Source organism: Vibrio sp. V12_P9A6T4 (assembly GCF_963874835.1).
In the GTDB taxonomy this organism is placed as follows: domain Bacteria; phylum Pseudomonadota; class Gammaproteobacteria; order Enterobacterales; family Vibrionaceae; genus Vibrio; species Vibrio anguillarum.
The window spans coordinates 1-16,104 of sequence record NZ_CAWNJO010000039.1; the positions used below are offsets into that span (position 1 = coordinate 1).

The following is a 16,104-nucleotide window of genomic DNA, read 5'->3' on the forward strand; positions in this document are numbered from 1 at the left end:
CCCGTCCGCCGCTCGCCACCCAAGGAACAAGTTCCTCTGTGCTGCCGCTCGACTTGCATGTGTTAGGCCTGCCGCCAGCGTTCAATCTGAGCCATGATCAAACTCTTCAATTAAAGTTTTGTTGGTCCTAAGACCGGCTCAATGAATACTGACTTCAAAACTGCTCTTACTCGAAAGTAAAAAGTAATTTTAAAGCTATTGTTGTTCCAACAGAACAACAATGAATTGACTGTGCCAAAATCAAGTAAACTTGATTCTGATTGGTCACTCAGTTCATTGATAAATCTTTTTGATTATCATCAACGAGTGCCCACACAGATTGATAGGTTTATATTGTTAAAGAGCGTTCTTCTCTGGCTTGCCGAGGCTTCCTTTGAAGAGGCGGCCATTCTAGCGAGATAATGGGAAGTGTCAAACACTTTATTAAATTATTTCGTCTTACTGATTTGACCTACTGATTGGCTGGCTAATTGGGCTTAAACCCTTACTGGCTGTGCCGTGTCAGTGAGGCGGCATTATAGGGAGAACGAAGATGAGTGCAAGCGGTTTTTAATAAAAAATAAGAAAAACATCTATTTTGTTTAAATAGCAGCCACAAAGCGTCAAAAGAGAGCATTTCGCTCTCTTTTGATAGGCTTTAATCTCTCTCGATCTTAAATAAAAGCGTAGGCATCAGCAAACATGTGATCGCTTTTTGCATTTTTGTATTGGGTAAACTGTTCTCTTGCTGCTCCAGCCATATCAAAACGACCTGCAATATAAATGTCGTACGCTTCTAACGACTCGAAATCATCATTGATCGCTTGGAGTACATTGCCAACCTTGCCATTCCAACCTTCATCAGCCGTTTCAACAACAGGTACAAAGTGGATGTTCTCAAATTGCTGAGCAATCTCACTCAGTTCTGTTTTTGCATAGAGTTGGTAAACGTCTTTTGCTCCCCAGTACAAATAGATAGCGTTACTTTTTTTTTGGCTAATACAGTGATCTAAAATCGAGCGTACATAGCTAAAACCTGTTCCTCCAGCAATGAGTAGTAGAGGGCGCTCATTTTCTTTTACCCACGCATCACCGTGAGGTGCATCTATATTGACTAAACCCTTGTTGCTTAATGCCGTTCTCATTTTCTCAACCACTTCCTGTGCATAAGCATTGTGCTCGGCGGCACCAATGTGCAACTCTAGTTCACCAGTACGGCAAGGGCTGCTTGCGATAGAAAATGGACGTTTATCTTTCTCACCCATTTCTACCATGAGATATTGCCCAGCTTTAAATGCAAGAACACTTTCAGGTTGGAGGATGATTTTATAAGTATTAGAGGCTAATGGCTCAATTGACTTTACTTTACATTGGGTGGTCATGTTTTTCCTCTGGCTTACTCTACAAAAGTAAGTACTAAGTTACTTGTTGCAAAGGCTTGGCAAGGGAATATCCAACCTTGTCGCTGCTCTTCGTCAGTCAACATCGGTTCTAAGTTATATTCCACTACACCTTCTAATTTTCTGCACATACACATAGCGCATGCACCTATTTGACAACGGTGTGGAAAAGAGATGTTCTTGTTGAGCGCAGCTTCCAACACCGTTGTACCGTCTTGCACTTCAAAAGTATCGCCTTTCGGCAGCAAGATCACCGTATAAGTCATAAAATACCTAGCTCATCCCAGAGCGAGTCTATTTTGGTGACGACCTCGTGATCTTTTTGGATTGGCGTCCCCCACTCTCGCTGAACTTCACCAGAGAGTTTGTTGGTTGCATCCAGCAGGAGCTTGGAACATTGCCCTTCATTAGCTTCTATACGATCAGTATCTCGAGACGGATCCATGCGCGTGGTTATCGCCCAAATCACATCATTCCAATCTCGGATATTCACATCATCATCACAGAGCACAACAAACTTCAGATTTGAAAATGTCTCTAAAAATGCCCATATCTTTTTTAACAGCTCTTGAGATTGACCAGCGAACGCTTTGTTCATGGATACAATCAAGAAACCATCATTAGAAAATGGCACTAAATAGATATCAACAATCTCAGAATGCTGTGCTCTAAGCTGATCCAAATGCTCAGCTTTGATCTGAGGAGCCGTTGATGGGGATGACTGTTGTCTTGTACCGTCACTCTCAACATCCCATTTAATGGTAGCATCTAAGCCCATTTTGGAGCCTAGCCCCACCACTGGAGAGGCAAAATCAAGTGAATCAATCGGTGTATGTTCGATGAATAAAGTGTCTCGGACTGGGTCCATATGTGTTGTCATTGCATTGATAACTGAATTCCAATCACGAGCATCGACTGATTCATCGCACACCACCACATATTTAGTGTACATAAACTGGCGAAGGAACGACCAAACTCCCATCATGACTCGCTTTGCATGACCAGGGTATTGCTTTTTCATCGTCACCACCGCCATTCGATAAGAACAACCTTCCGGCGGCAAATAGAAATCGACGATTTCAGGGAACTGTTTTTGGAGTATAGGTACAAACACTTCATTTAACGCAACACCAAGCACAGCTGGTTCGTCAGGTGGGCGTCCGGTATAAGTGCTATGGTAGATAGGATTGCTGCGCATTGTGATATGCGTAACCGTAAAGACACGATGCTTTTCAACTTCATTATAGTAACCCGTGTGATCACCATAAGGCCCTTCGTCAGCATATTCGTTTGGATCTATGTAGCCTTCCAGCACAATTTCCGCACTAGCAGGCACATCTAGATCATTACTGAGCGATTTAACCACTTCTGTTTTACTGCCTCGTAGCAATCCCGCAAAAGCATATTCAGAAAGCGTATCTGGCACTGGTGTCACCGCGCCTAAAATGGTTGCAGGATCAGCACCAAAAGCCACTGAAACGGGGAAATTCTCTCCGGGGTGAGTGTCCATCCAATCTCTTAAATCTAGAGCACCACCACGATGCGCCAGCCAACGCATGATGACTTTGTTTTTACTGAGTTTCTGTTGGCGATAAATCCCGAGATTTTGTCGCTTCTTGTTTGGCCCTTTAGTGATCGTCAGCCCCCAAGTCAGAAGAGGAGCAACATCATCGGCCCAACAACTCATCACTGGGATTTTGTCTAAGTCAACATCGTTGCCCTGCCAAACAATCTCCTGGCAAGGAGCCTTGCGTAGTCGTTTGGTTGGCATGTTGAGCACTTGCTTAAATAAAGGCAATTTATCGATAGCATCTTTGAAGCCCTGTGGTGGCTCGGGCTCTTTGAGATAAGCCAGTAATTTGCCGACTTCCCTTAACTCTTGGACCTCTTTACGCCCCATGCCGATCGCGACGCGTTTTGCGGTGCCAAACAAGTTAGTGAGCACGGGAACCGTATAACCGATCGGGTTTTCAAATAGCAAGGCAGGACCTGCGGCACGCAAAGTGCGGTCGCTAATTTCCGTCATTTCATAATGAGGGTCAATCGGGCAAGTAATGCGTTTTAGTTGGCCTGTTTTTTCCAGATGGTCAACAAATTCACGTAAATCCTTAAAGCTCATAGGCCTACTACATCGCTGATTAAACTGCAGGCAGTATAACAAAAACAACCCATTAACGATCCCCAAATTTCATAGGGTTATTGAGAGAGAGCTTGCAAAATACCACGACTTTTCACCTGAGAATTACTCACCAGTAAATCCTTTAGCCAGCGGCTGTGTCCTTGCTCGACCAAAGCAGTGGCCACTAAATTGACCTCTTCATTGATTGACATTTTGGCTATCAGAAAGTCGCGGATATCAGAACGCATGGGGCTGATGCGAACTAATGCCTTAATCGCTTGTACTTTTAAACTTGGATTTTCACTGGCGGCCATGATCTGTTTTATCGCAAATTCATCGCTTACGCTGGCTAATCGTGTGAGTTCCTGCTGAATGGAGAAATCGACCCGCATCAGCCACAGGAGTTTATAGATTTTAGGATCTTCACTAACTTGAGCTAATCGAACCATCACTTGTGTGGAAGGCAACCACCCGGTCACTGGCTCTGATGTCAGTTGCTCAGTGAGCGCAGCTAAAGCACTTGGGGATAGTGTATCTAACTCGCGGATCAGTAACGTTTCGCGAATTTTTACTTGATATTGAGTCCCTGACAACCATGTTTTCAGTACTAGCTCTTGGCGCTCCGCCTTCACCAAGAAATCGAGAATGGTTTGTTCTTGCCGCCAACGCTTTAATAAACGGCTGGCTATCGCAGAAGAGTCAAAAGCTGGAGTTGAGAATTCATAGCCTTGTTCTTTTTCAACAACTTGGTAAGTGGGTGCAAGCGCTTGCTGCTCTTCAATGAATATCACCATATTCGGCGTTATGGCGAGATCCAACTGCTCGATTTTTTGCAGCAACAGAAAACGTGCGGCTTCTTGCGGTAATAGCGCTAAACGTTGTAATGAAAAACGCAAAGAATCAAATTCATCATGTACCGCGTACTGCAATAACTCTGCACTTTTATGGCGAATTTGTTCTTCCTGAAGCCATTTCTGAGCTGTATCAGACGTTATTTCTATAGAGGCAGCACTTGGCCACGCACAAAATAAAAATAGCGAGAGGAGAAGCGACGACAACATTCCTTGTTGCATTTTAACCTCCTTGTAACATTTGGCCTATTGTGGAAGGTTAATGGGTTAAATGCAAACAAAAACGCCACCGATAAACGGTGGCGTTGGTCATACTAAACTTAGCGTCTATTATTGACGGCGCATCGCATCAAAAAACTCATCATTAGTTTTCGTCATCGCGAGCTTATCAATTAAGAATTCCATTGCGTCACTTTCACTCATTGGGTGAACGATCTTACGCAGAATCCACATTTTTTGTAACTCATCAGGTTTAGTAAGCAACTCTTCACGACGAGTACCGCTGCGGTTGAAGTCGATAGCAGGGAAGACACGTTTTTCCGCAATTTTACGGTTAAGGTGCAATTCCATGTTACCTGTACCTTTAAACTCTTCGTAGATAACTTCATCCATTTTAGAGCCAGTATCAACCAGTGCCGTCGCAATAATCGTTAAACTACCGCCTTCTTCTACATTACGAGCCGCACCGAAAAAGCGCTTAGGGCGTTGCAATGCGTTGGCATCCACACCACCAGTCAATACTTTGCCAGATGACGGGATCACTGTGTTGTAAGCACGAGCTAAACGTGTGATGGAATCAAGCAGGATAACGACATCTTTCTTATGCTCAACCAAACGTTTTGCTTTTTCGATCACCATTTCTGCCACTTGTACGTGACGTGAAGCTGGCTCATCGAACGTAGAAGCAACCACTTCGCCTTTCACAAGGCGTTGCATTTCCGTTACTTCTTCAGGACGTTCGTCAATCAGTAGCACCATCAACACGCAATCAGGATGGTTGTTAGCAATACTTTGCGCGATATTTTGTAGCAACATGGTTTTGCCCGCTTTTGGCGGAGCAACAATCAAACCACGCTGGCCTTTACCAATCGGAGAGGCAAGGTCTAGAACTCGTGCCGTAATGTCTTCTGTCGAGCCATTACCACGCTCCATGATCATACGTTCATTGGCATGCAGTGGAGTTAAGTTCTCAAATAAAATCTTGTTACGTGCATTATCCGGTTTGTCGTGGTTAACGGTGTTAACTTTTAACAATGCGAAATAACGTTCGCCTTCTTTTGGTGGGCGAATTTTGCCGGATACTGAGTCACCGGTGCGTAAGTTGAAACGGCGAATTTGGCTTGGTGATACGTAGATATCATCAGGGCCAGCTAAATATGAACAGTCGGCGCTACGTAAGAAACCAAAACCGTCTTGAAGAATTTCCAAGACCCCATCACCAAATATATCTTCACCACTTTTTGCGTGCGCTTTTAGGATGGAGAAGATGATGTCTTGTTTTCTTAGACGCGCTAGGTTTTCGAGGCCTAGGCTCTCACCAAGTTTCACAAGATCAGACACAGGTCTGTTCTTCAATTCTGTTAGATTCATTGTGGTGGATACTTGTTTAGTCAAAATAGGATCTATTTTCTAGTTAAGATGGATTTTGGTCTCAGGATCGACCAAGAAGTGAACACTTGTCTAATTAACGTGCGATAAACTAGCACTAAATAATAGCCTAGTCTAGAGTTTGTTTCTTTTCAAAAAAACAAAGCCGTGCATCAGAAAATGTACGGCTTTGCGATACCTGTTATAGGTTTGCGTCCAAAAACTCTTTCAATTGAGTTTTTGATAACGCACCAACTTTCGTTGCAGCGACGTTGCCATTTTTGAACAGCAGCAAGGTTGGGATGCCACGAATACCAAACTTAGGTGGAGTACCTGCGTTGTGGTCGATATTTAATTTACCGATAGTCAGTTTGCCTTCGTACTCGCTAGCGATTTCATCCAAAATTGGCGCAATCATCTTACAAGGACCACACCATTCTGCCCAAAAATCAACAAGAACAGGGCCTGCAGCTTTGATTACATCGTTCTCAAAACCATCATCTGTAAGCTGCAAAATCTTATCGCTCATCTTCCACTCCAATATGTTTTTCTGCACTGATTATAAGCTAACCAGTAAATAGATGCTCTATTGGAATGTATTTACTTTCGTATTGCAAGCTTAAGCTGATATTCTATGGCGATGAAAAAGACACATATCACAGAGCAAAAGTTCGCCGATTTGGGATTACATCCTCAAGTTGTTGAAGGATTGGAAAAAAAAGGGTTCGATTACTGTACCCCGATCCAAGCCTTGGCGTTGCCGGTACTGCTCACCGGCCAAGACATTGCAGGCCAGGCCCAAACAGGGACTGGTAAAACGCTTGCGTTTCTCGCTGCTACTTTTAACCACTTACTAACAACCCCTGAACATGAAGGGCGAAAACCGACGCAGCCGCGTGCCATTATTATGGCCCCGACTCGTGAGTTAGCGATTCAAATTTATAACGACGCCGAACCTCTGATTGCCAGCACTGGCATCAAAGCCGCGCTGGCTTACGGTGGTGAAAGCTACGATAAGCAGTTGTCTAAACTGCAAGATGGTGTCGACATATTGATCGGTACAACAGGACGTATCATCGATTTCTACAAACAACACGTGTTTAACTTGAATAATATTCAAGCAGTTGTGCTAGATGAAGCCGATCGCATGTTTGACCTTGGTTTTATCAAGGACATTCGTTTTCTGTTTCGCCGTATGCCTGAACCTAAAGAACGCCTGAACATGCTATTTTCAGCCACGCTTTCTTATCGCGTTCAAGAATTGGCGTTCGAGCACATGCATAACCCTGAGCACGTGGTTGTTGAACCAGAACAAAAAACTGGCCATCGCATCCAAGAAGAGCTGTTCTACCCGTCTAACGAACATAAGATGGCGCTATTACAGACACTGATAGAACAAGACTGGCCAGATCGCGCCATCATTTTTGCCAACACAAAACACCGCTGCGACTCTATTTGGGGTCATTTAGCTGCAGATGGGCACCGTGTCGGCCTGCTAACGGGTGATGTACCGCAGAAGAAACGTGAAAAGATCCTTGAGCAATTTACTACCGGTGATGTCGACATTCTTGTTGCAACCGATGTGGCAGCGCGAGGCTTACACATTCCTCAAGTCACACACGTATTCAACTACGACTTACCTGATGACTGTGAAGACTACGTGCACCGTATTGGTCGTACAGGTCGAGCAGGAGAGAGTGGTCATTCGATTAGTTTTGCCTGTGAAGAGTACGCCATTAACCTAACCGCGATTGAAGAGTATACCGGGCACGCAGTTCCTGTTTCTGATTACGATGCATCGGCGTTGATTGAAGACTTACCACCGCCAATTCGTCTGCGTTCTCGTAATCCTCAGCAGCGCCGCACTAATAACAATGGCCCTCGTACTGGCAACCGTAAGCCACAAAGTCGTCGCCCACGTCAACCGCATCAAAGTAATAAGGGTTCGTAATCCATTTATGAGTAAAGCCGTCTCCTCGCCGCTCTACGCTGCCATCGACCTTGGGTCGAACAGTTTTCATATGCTCATCGTGCGTCATATTGATGGCAGTGTACAAACGATGGCCAAAATAAAGCGCAAAGTACGCTTGGCCGCCGGGTTAGATGATAACAACGCTCTTAGCCAAGAAGCGATGCAGCGAGGATGGGACTGCCTCAGTTTATTTGCGGAACGACTGCAAGATGTACCCGCCAGCAATATCCGTATTGTTGGCACTGCCACACTGCGTACAGCCACCAACGTTGAGCTGTTTTTAACTCAAGCCAACCAAATACTCGGCCACCCAATTCAGGTTATTTCCGGTGAAGAAGAGGCGGCCACTATCTATAAAGGAGTGGCGCACACTTCAGGTGGCTTAGGACGACGCTTGGTTGTCGATATTGGTGGGGCCAGTACTGAACTCATCATTGGTGAAGGGTTCGATGCCAAAGCGTTAACCAGTTTAAAAATGGGCTGCGTCACTTGGCTTGAGCGCCATTTTAAAGACAGACAGCTTAACGCGGCTAACTTTAATCGAGCGATCGATGCGGCAAAACAGACGTTAGCGCCTATCCTTGAGCAGTACACACAGTTAGGTTGGGATGTGTGCGTGGGTGCCAGTGGCACAGTACAAGCGTTGCAAGAGATTATGCTGGCGCAAGGGATGGATGAGGTGATCACTCATACCAAACTAAAACGCTTGCAAAAACAAGCGATGCTCGCCGATCACTTGGAAGAGCTTGATATTGAAGGCTTAACTTTAGAGCGAGCGTTAGTTTTCCCAAGTGGCCTATCGATTTTAATTGCCATCTTTGAACTGCTCGAGATTGAATCGATGACTTTAGCTGGCGGCGCATTGCGTGAAGGCTTAGTGTATGAAATGGTCGAAGAGCTGCGCCAAGATGACATTCGAACGCGTACCATCAATAGCGTTCAGGTGCGATATCAAATTGATGTTGACTACGCCAAGCAAGTGGCTCAACTTGCCCAATCGCTGCTCAAACAGTGTGGGGGGGAAGATTGGATTGCGGAACCGCAAGCTGAAATGCTGCTCACTACCGCTGCACAATTGCATGAAATAGGGTTAGCGATTGATTTAAAAAAAGGCGGTGAACACAGCGCCTACCTGTTACAAAACCTCGACTTACCCGGCTATACCCGTGCACAGAAACACTTTCTAGGCGAAATTGCTCGTCGTTATCGCGAGCAGCTCTCTTCATTGCCAGAGCAGTACGCTCTGTCGGGCAACAGCGCCAAACGGGTGTTACGTTTACTGCGCCTTGCCGTATTGCTCAGCCATCGTCGTAACGAGGCACTACAGCCTAAATTTACACTGCAAGCTCAAGGTGACCAACTGACTCTTCGGTTATCCGCCAAATGGTTAGCGGCCAATCCTCTCACCACCGCCGAGCTGGATATTGAAGCAAACCGTCAAAGCGACATTGGTTGGCCACTCATTATCGACCCATCATAGTTATAAGATGCAGACACATAAAAAAGCCCGAGCAGCACTTGCTCGGGCTTTGATTTTCTATCTTCCTAGTATAATAGCTTGCTACTCCACTACTGAACATTTCAACTACTGAGCATTGATCCCAACGGTTCGAAAATCAGGGTTGACCGCTGTCAGCTTCCGGATCAAGTAATTGAGCAGCACACCGTACATCGGCACAAACAGGCCTAAACTGATCACCAGTTTAAAACCATAATCGACCAAGGCAATTTCGGTCCAATGTTCAGCCATGAATGGATCGGGGCTTTGATAGAAAGCAATCGCAAAAAAAGCGACCGTGTCTAATGCATTACCAAATAACGTAGAACATGTTGGCGCAACCCACCACTGCTTCATCTGGCGCAGACGATTAAACACATGCACATCCATAATTTGCCCTAGCAAATACGCCATAAAACTGGCAATCGCAATACGCGCAACAAACAGATTAAACTCATGAAGCTGAGCAAGCCCTTGGAATTGACCTTCAAAAAATAGTACCGAGAGTGCATAAGAAACAATCAAAGCCGGTAACATCACTAAGAAAATGATTTTACGGGCCAACGCTGCACCAAAAATGCGTACAGTGAGATCCGTTGCCAGAAAAATGAATGGGAAAGTAAATGCGCCCCAAGTGGTATGTAAACCGAAGACAGTAAAGGGCAACTGAACCAGATAATTGCTTGATGCGATAATGATCAAATGAAATAGCACTAAAAGTGCCAAAGCTTTGCGCTGCTGCGCAAGGGTAAAGTAACTCATTGTGTACCTTTTTAGTTTGTTTTGGGGGCGAGGGAACCCAAATCGAAGAATTAGTCTTGCATTAATTTATAGGCCTAACACGCGTTCATATTCAAATCACGAGCTTAGCGGCGGGCGATTATACAGCAATAAACCCCCTCGACAAGCCTTGAAATAAGAGCAAACGTTTACCCATTGAAGAAAATATCACCGTTTTAAAATTCCCCTTTCACAGCTAAAGGCCGACCTTTTTGTTGTAGACATCCATGGGAACGTGCTACTCTTCGCCTCCATTTTTTCTGGCCTTATTTTCATTTTCTAGGATGAAACTCTCTGGGTCAGTGCTATCTTTTAACATGCTGATAGACGCAAATATCAGTATTCAATCCTAACCTAACGTGGAACAGAACAGATGGGCAAAGGTACTCTTTATATCGTCTCTGCACCCAGTGGTGCAGGCAAATCAAGCTTGATCTCTGCGATGTTGGAAACCAACCCAACCTATGCGATGAAAGTCTCTGTTTCACATACCACACGCGGCATGCGCCCGGGCGAACAAGATGGTGTTCATTACCATTTTGTACAAAAAGAGCTGTTTGAAGAGTTGATTACTAAAGGTGAATTTCTCGAACATGCTGAAGTATTTGGCAACTACTACGGCACCTCTAAGGTATGGATTGAAAATAACCTCAACAAAGGCATTGACGTTTTTCTTGATATTGACTGGCAAGGCGCGCGTCAAATACGCGACAAAATGCCGGATGCAAAAAGTGTGTTTATCCTTCCTCCTTCAAAAGAAGAATTGGAACGCCGCTTGAATGCTCGTGGTCAAGACAGTGAAGCCGTCATTGCTAAACGTATGAATGAAGCTCAAGCTGAAATCTCGCATTACACCGAATACGACTATGTCATCATAAATGATGATTTCGATGTGGCATTAATGGATTTCAGAGCTATTTTACGTGCTGAACGATTGAAGCAAGACAAGCAAGCTGCTAAATATAACAGCATGCTCAACGCGCTACTGGCGGAATAATCACCCGCTCAAACAAGGCAAAGTCTATCGCTAGTATAAACAAAGATTAGACTGTATACTTTCTCGTCATTTAAAAATTTTTAGTTAACTATTTGGAGTTCTCATGGCACGCGTAACTGTTCAAGACGCTGTTGAAAAAGTGGGCAATCGTTTCGACCTAGTTCTGATTGCGGCTCGCCGCGCTCGTCAAATGCAAACTGGCGGTAAAGATTCATTGGTGCCAGAAGAGAACGATAAGCCAACCGTTATCGCTCTGCGCGAAATCGAAGAAGGTCTTATCACGAAAGATGTGCTTGATGCTCGTGAGCGCCAAGAGCAGAAAGAGCAAGAAGCCGCAGAATTGGCCGCCGTAAGCAGCATCGCTCACAACCGTTAATTCTGCCATTCAAATTCAACAACCTTCCGGGCCTATAATTTGTATCTATTTGATAGCCTTAAAGACGTTGTCCAAGAATACCTAACAGAGCCTCAAATTGAGGCTCTGCGTCAATCTTATGTGGTCGCACGTGAAGCCCATGAAGGGCAAACCCGTTCTAGCGGCGAACCTTACATCATTCACCCAGTTGCGGTTTCTCGAATTTTGGCTGATATGCGCCTTGATTTGGAAACACTACAAGCAGCGTTATTACATGATGTCATCGAAGATTGCGATGTCACTAAAGACGATCTTGAAGCGCAATTTGGTCACGCCGTGGCGGAATTGGTGGACGGGGTTTCTAAACTCGACAAGTTGAAATTTCGTGATCGTAAAGAAGCCCAAGCCGAGAACTTTCGTAAGATGGTGCTGGCAATGGTGCAAGACATTCGCGTTATTCTCATCAAACTTGCTGACCGCACACACAATATGCGTACCCTTGGCGCATTGCGCCCGGATAAAAAGCGCCGTATTGCCCGTGAAACGTTAGAGATTTACGCGCCTCTTGCTCACCGCTTAGGGATTCATAACATCAAAACTGAGCTAGAAGAGCTTGGCTTTGAAGCATTGTACCCAAATCGTTATCGCGTATTGAAAGAAGTGGTAAGATCCGCTCGCGGTAACCGCAAAGAGATGATCCAACGCATCCACAGTGAAATTGAAGGCCGCTTGCAAGATTTCGGTTTGAAAGCACGCGTGGTCGGCCGTGAAAAGAACCTGTTCTCCATCTATAACAAGATGAAAACCAAAGAGCAGCGCTTTCACACTATTATGGACATCTACGCTTTTCGAGTCGTGGTCGACACTGCAGATACCTGTTACCGTGCATTAGGCCAAGTTCATAGCTTGTACAAACCTCGCCCGGGACGTATGAAAGATTACATCGCCGTGCCCAAAGCGAACGGCTACCAATCTTTGCATACCTCGATGGTCGGCCCACACGGCGTCCCAGTTGAAGTGCAGATCCGCACTGAAGACATGGAACAGATGGCCGACAAAGGCGTGGCTGCTCATTGGTCTTACAAAGGTAATGGCGAACGCACTGGCACCACCGCGCAAATTAAAGCACAGCGCTGGATGCAAAGCCTACTTGAGCTACAACAAAGCGCTGGCAACTCGTTTGAGTTTATTGAGAACGTTAAGTCGGATCTTTTCCCTGATGAAATCTACGTCTTCACCCCCAAAGGCCGCATCGTTGAGCTGCCTGTCGGGGCAACTGCGGTTGATTTTGCCTACGCGGTACACACCGATGTCGGTAATACCTGTGTTGGAGCTCGTGTTGATCGAAACCCTTATCCGTTAAGTAAATCACTGAAAAACGGCCAAACGATTGAAATCATCAGCGCACCTGGGGCTCGCCCTAATGCCGCTTGGCTCAACTATGTGGTCACGTCTCGCGCTCGTACTAAGATACGTCAAGTGCTTAAAACCATGCGCCGTGAGGAATCGATCACACTTGGTAGACGTTTGCTCAATCACGCGCTGGGTGATCTTTCACTCAGTGACATCAGTGACGAGAACATTAAGCATGTGATTGGTGAGCTTAAAATGGCCACGGTCGATGATCTGCTGGCCGCGATTGGTTTAGGCGAACTGATGAGTATTGTCATTGCGCGTCGTCTGCTTGGCGATGCTGATGAGCTGACCGAAGTGGAAAGCAATGATGGCAAACCGAAAAAGAAACTGCCGATCCGCGGCGCTGAAGGTATTTTGCTCACGTTTGCTAACTGCTGCCACCCCATCCCAGACGATCACATCATTGCGCATGTATCTCCGGGTCGTGGTTTAGTGGTGCATCGTGAAACCTGCCCTAATGTTCGTGGCTACCAAAAAGAGCCGGATCGTTACATGGCGGTTGAGTGGTCTAAAGATTACGACCAAGAGTTCATCACCGAACTGAAAGTGGACATGCAAAACCACCAAGGTGCGTTAGCGGAACTGACGAATGTAATCTCGAAAACAGGTTCCAACATTCATGGCCTCTCCACCGAGGAGCGTGATGGACGTTTGTATACTGTCACTGTGCTGCTGACCACCAAAGATCGCATTCACTTAGCAAACATCATGAAAAAAATTCGTGTGATGCCTCATGCACTGAAAGTGCGACGCCGGAAAAATTAAACTATCCAAATAAATAAAACCCCTTGCGGCTAACCACTCATGGGGTTTTTTATTTTCCGACACCCTACCCCCATCTTGCATTTTAGGCGTCACTATTCAAATTAACCGATGGTCTGCCGCTTATCGACCATTACATGATTTTATGCTGTACAAAAAAACAGTTCGATGGTTGAATAATAGATAACGATACTGTTAATGAGCCCTGTTATGTCACAGCTACTGTCCGCGATTCCTCTCACCTCACTCTCTGGCGTGGGCGCTAAAGTGGCTGAAAAACTGGAAAAGGTTGGCTTAATCAGTGTGCAAGATCTGCTGTTCCATCTCCCTTTACGTTATGAGGACCGCACACGGATCTACCCTATTGCTAAATTGCATCCCGGGCTTTGGGCCGCCGTGCAAGGTAAAGTCATGGCGGTGGATACGGTTTTTGGCAAACGCAAAATGCTCACAGTAAAAATAAGCGATGGTAACGGCACCATTACGCTGCGTTTTTTTAACTTTACGGCTGGGATGAAAAACAATTTTGCTGAAGGTAAGTTAGTGCACGCTTACGGTGAAATTAAGCGTGGTGGATTCGGCCTTGAAATTGTTCATCCTGATTATAAATTTTATGCTCCTCAGCAACAGCCAGATGTCGAAGCTAACTTAACACCCGTTTACCCAACAACCGATGGCCTGCGCCAACTCACGCTACGCACACTTACTGATCAAGCATTAAGTTTACTCGACAAAGCCGCCGTACAAGAACTGCTACCTGCTGGGTTATATGATCACCAAATTACGCTCTCTGAAGCGCTGCACATCATTCACCGGCCGCCACCGGGCATTAACCTGCAACTGTTTGATGAGGGGAAACATCCGGCGCAGGTTCGCCTAATTATGGAAGAGCTGTTGGCGCAAAACCTCTCCATGCTGGCTGTGCGCCATCAAGGCCAGCAAGATATCGCATTGCCACTGGCTGGGTCAGGCAAACTCAAACAACAACTGCTTGCACAACTGCCTTTCTCTCCCACTAAAGCACAAACACGTGTTGTGACAGAGATCGAAGCCGATCTGGCACAAGCTCACCCCATGATGCGTTTAGTACAAGGTGATGTGGGCTCAGGGAAAACCTTGGTCGCTGCATTAGCCGCCGCACGAGCTATCGAACATGGCTATCAAGTAGCATTAATGGCACCGACGGAATTGCTGGCCGAGCAGCACGCGATTAACTTTGCCAACTGGTTTGAAGCAATGGGCATCCAAGTCGGCTGGCTGGCGGGTAAATTAAAAGGCAAAGCGAAAGAAACAGAACTGGCTCGCATTGCCAACGGTGAGGCAAAAATGATAGTGGGTACTCACGCTCTTTTTCAAGAACAAGTTGAATTTCATCACCTTGCGCTCGTCATCATTGATGAACAACACCGCTTTGGCGTCCACCAGCGTTTAGAACTGCGTGAGAAAGGAGCGAAGCAAGGCGCGTATCCGCACCAGTTGATCATGACCGCAACGCCGATCCCACGAACTTTAGCGATGACTGCTTACGCTGATTTAGAAACCTCCGTTATTGATGAACTGCCACCGGGACGAACGCCCATTCAAACTGTCGCAATCCCAGATACAAAGCGTGATGATATCGTCGAGCGCGTACGTCATGCCTGTTTGAGTGAAGGAAAACAGGCTTATTGGGTCTGTACTTTGATTGATGAGTCTGAGGTGCTAGAAGCGCAAGCCGCCGCCGACACAGCGCAAGAACTACAACGCACTCTGCCCGATGTCAAAATCGGTTTGGTGCATGGCCGAATGAAGCCAAGCGAAAAACAAGCGGTGATGCAAGCCTTTAAAAACAATGAACTGCACTTGCTGGTTGCCACAACGGTGATTGAGGTTGGCGTTGACGTGCCGAATGCGAGCTTGATGATCATCGAAAACCCTGAACGGTTGGGCTTAGCGCAGTTGCACCAATTACGCGGCCGCGTAGGTCGAGGCTCTGTCGCCAGCCATTGCGTATTGCTCTACCATGCACCACTATCGAAAACCGCGCAAAAACGCTTGGGTGTACTGCGTGAGAGCAATGACGGTTTCGTAATTGCTCAGCGAGACTTAGAAATTCGCGGTCCGGGTGAGTTGCTTGGTACCAAACAGACCGGCCTCGCGGATTTCAAAATTGCGGATTTAGTCCGTGACCAAGGTTTAATTCCTGAAGTACAGCGCATTGCTCGCTACTTACACGACCATTATCCAAGCCACGCGACCGCCATTATCGATCGCTGGTTAGGAGAGAAGGACATCTACGCCAAAGCATAAGATTGTTCGTTCTGTATTCCCCTCTCCCTTACACAGCAAAGCAAACGTTTGCTTTCTTGCGTAAACCCTCTATAATTTCGCCAATTTTTTTTAGTGAAC

The 16,104-nt window shown here is 46.0% G+C and carries 13 protein-coding genes and 1 rRNA gene; 6 read left to right on the forward strand and 8 right to left on the reverse strand.

The window, feature by feature from the left end:
* From AACQ42_RS04845 to trxA, 7 genes are all read right to left on the reverse strand, one after another.
* Positions 1 to 113: ribosomal RNA gene (locus tag AACQ42_RS04845) — 16S ribosomal RNA — on the reverse strand; the annotation flags it as partial.
* Positions 114 to 653: 540 nt separating this feature from the next.
* On the reverse strand, positions 654 to 1,361 hold the full coding sequence (fre, locus tag AACQ42_RS04850) for an NAD(P)H-flavin reductase (RefSeq protein ID WP_017044373.1): 708 nt from the start codon (positions 1,359 to 1,361) through the stop codon (positions 654 to 656).
* Positions 1,362 to 1,375: 14 nt separating this feature from the next.
* Complete coding sequence (locus AACQ42_RS04855) at positions 1,376 to 1,645, reverse strand: 2Fe-2S iron-sulfur cluster-binding protein (RefSeq protein ID WP_094166033.1); 270 nt, start codon at positions 1,643 to 1,645, stop codon at positions 1,376 to 1,378.
* Positions 1,642 to 3,498, reverse strand: a complete 1,857-nt coding sequence (gene ubiD / locus AACQ42_RS04860; protein WP_029189858.1) for a 4-hydroxy-3-polyprenylbenzoate decarboxylase — start codon at positions 3,496 to 3,498, stop codon at positions 1,642 to 1,644. The genes AACQ42_RS04855 and ubiD overlap by 4 nt, the downstream gene beginning before the upstream one ends.
* Before the next feature lie 77 nt (positions 3,499 to 3,575).
* On the reverse strand, positions 3,576 to 4,571 hold the full coding sequence (locus tag AACQ42_RS04865) for a hypothetical protein (RefSeq protein WP_017045715.1): 996 nt from the start codon (positions 4,569 to 4,571) through the stop codon (positions 3,576 to 3,578).
* A 108-nt stretch (positions 4,572 to 4,679) separates the two neighbouring features.
* Positions 4,680 to 5,939: a transcription termination factor Rho gene (gene rho, locus AACQ42_RS04870; RefSeq protein WP_010319292.1), complete on the reverse strand. Its 1,260-nt coding sequence runs from the start codon at positions 5,937 to 5,939 to the stop codon at positions 4,680 to 4,682.
* Positions 5,940 to 6,138: 199 nt separating this feature from the next.
* Positions 6,139 to 6,465, reverse strand: coding sequence for a thioredoxin TrxA (trxA, locus tag AACQ42_RS04875; RefSeq protein ID WP_010319293.1), 327 nt, complete (start codon positions 6,463 to 6,465; stop codon positions 6,139 to 6,141).
* A 111-nt stretch (positions 6,466 to 6,576) separates the two neighbouring features.
* Between trxA and rhlB the strand changes: the two genes are divergently transcribed.
* Positions 6,577 to 7,887, forward strand: coding sequence for an ATP-dependent RNA helicase RhlB (rhlB, locus tag AACQ42_RS04880; protein WP_026027733.1), 1,311 nt, complete (start codon positions 6,577 to 6,579; stop codon positions 7,885 to 7,887).
* Positions 7,888 to 7,894: 7 nt separating this feature from the next.
* Positions 7,895 to 9,388, forward strand: coding sequence for a guanosine-5'-triphosphate,3'-diphosphate diphosphatase (gene gppA / locus AACQ42_RS04885; protein WP_094166034.1), 1,494 nt, complete (start codon positions 7,895 to 7,897; stop codon positions 9,386 to 9,388).
* A gap of 105 nt (positions 9,389 to 9,493) precedes the next feature.
* Here the strand turns inward: gppA and AACQ42_RS04890 are convergent, their stop codons facing one another.
* Entirely contained in the window at positions 9,494 to 10,168 is a 675-nt protein-coding gene (locus AACQ42_RS04890) for a 7-cyano-7-deazaguanine/7-aminomethyl-7-deazaguanine transporter (protein WP_026028324.1), read from the reverse strand.
* A gap of 391 nt (positions 10,169 to 10,559) precedes the next feature.
* Between AACQ42_RS04890 and gmk the strand changes: the two genes are divergently transcribed.
* The 4 genes from gmk to recG all read left to right on the forward strand — a co-directional run bounded on the left by gmk (position 10,560) and on the right by recG (position 16,005).
* Complete coding sequence (gene gmk, locus AACQ42_RS04895; protein ID WP_017044367.1) at positions 10,560 to 11,183, forward strand: guanylate kinase; 624 nt, start codon at positions 10,560 to 10,562, stop codon at positions 11,181 to 11,183.
* 103 nt (positions 11,184 to 11,286) lie between these two features.
* A complete protein-coding gene (rpoZ, locus tag AACQ42_RS04900; RefSeq protein ID WP_013855406.1) occupies positions 11,287 to 11,559 on the forward strand; it encodes a DNA-directed RNA polymerase subunit omega in 273 nt (90 codons plus the stop codon).
* A 39-nt stretch (positions 11,560 to 11,598) separates the two neighbouring features.
* Positions 11,599 to 13,719, forward strand: a complete 2,121-nt coding sequence (gene spoT, locus AACQ42_RS04905; protein ID WP_017045712.1) for a bifunctional GTP diphosphokinase/guanosine-3',5'-bis pyrophosphate 3'-pyrophosphohydrolase — start codon at positions 11,599 to 11,601, stop codon at positions 13,717 to 13,719.
* 207 nt (positions 13,720 to 13,926) lie between these two features.
* The gene (gene recG / locus AACQ42_RS04910; protein ID WP_094166035.1) at positions 13,927 to 16,005 is read left to right on the forward strand and encodes an ATP-dependent DNA helicase RecG; all 2,079 of its coding nucleotides are present in this window, start codon (positions 13,927 to 13,929) and stop codon (positions 16,003 to 16,005) included.
* Positions 16,006 to 16,104: the final 99 nt, after the last annotated feature.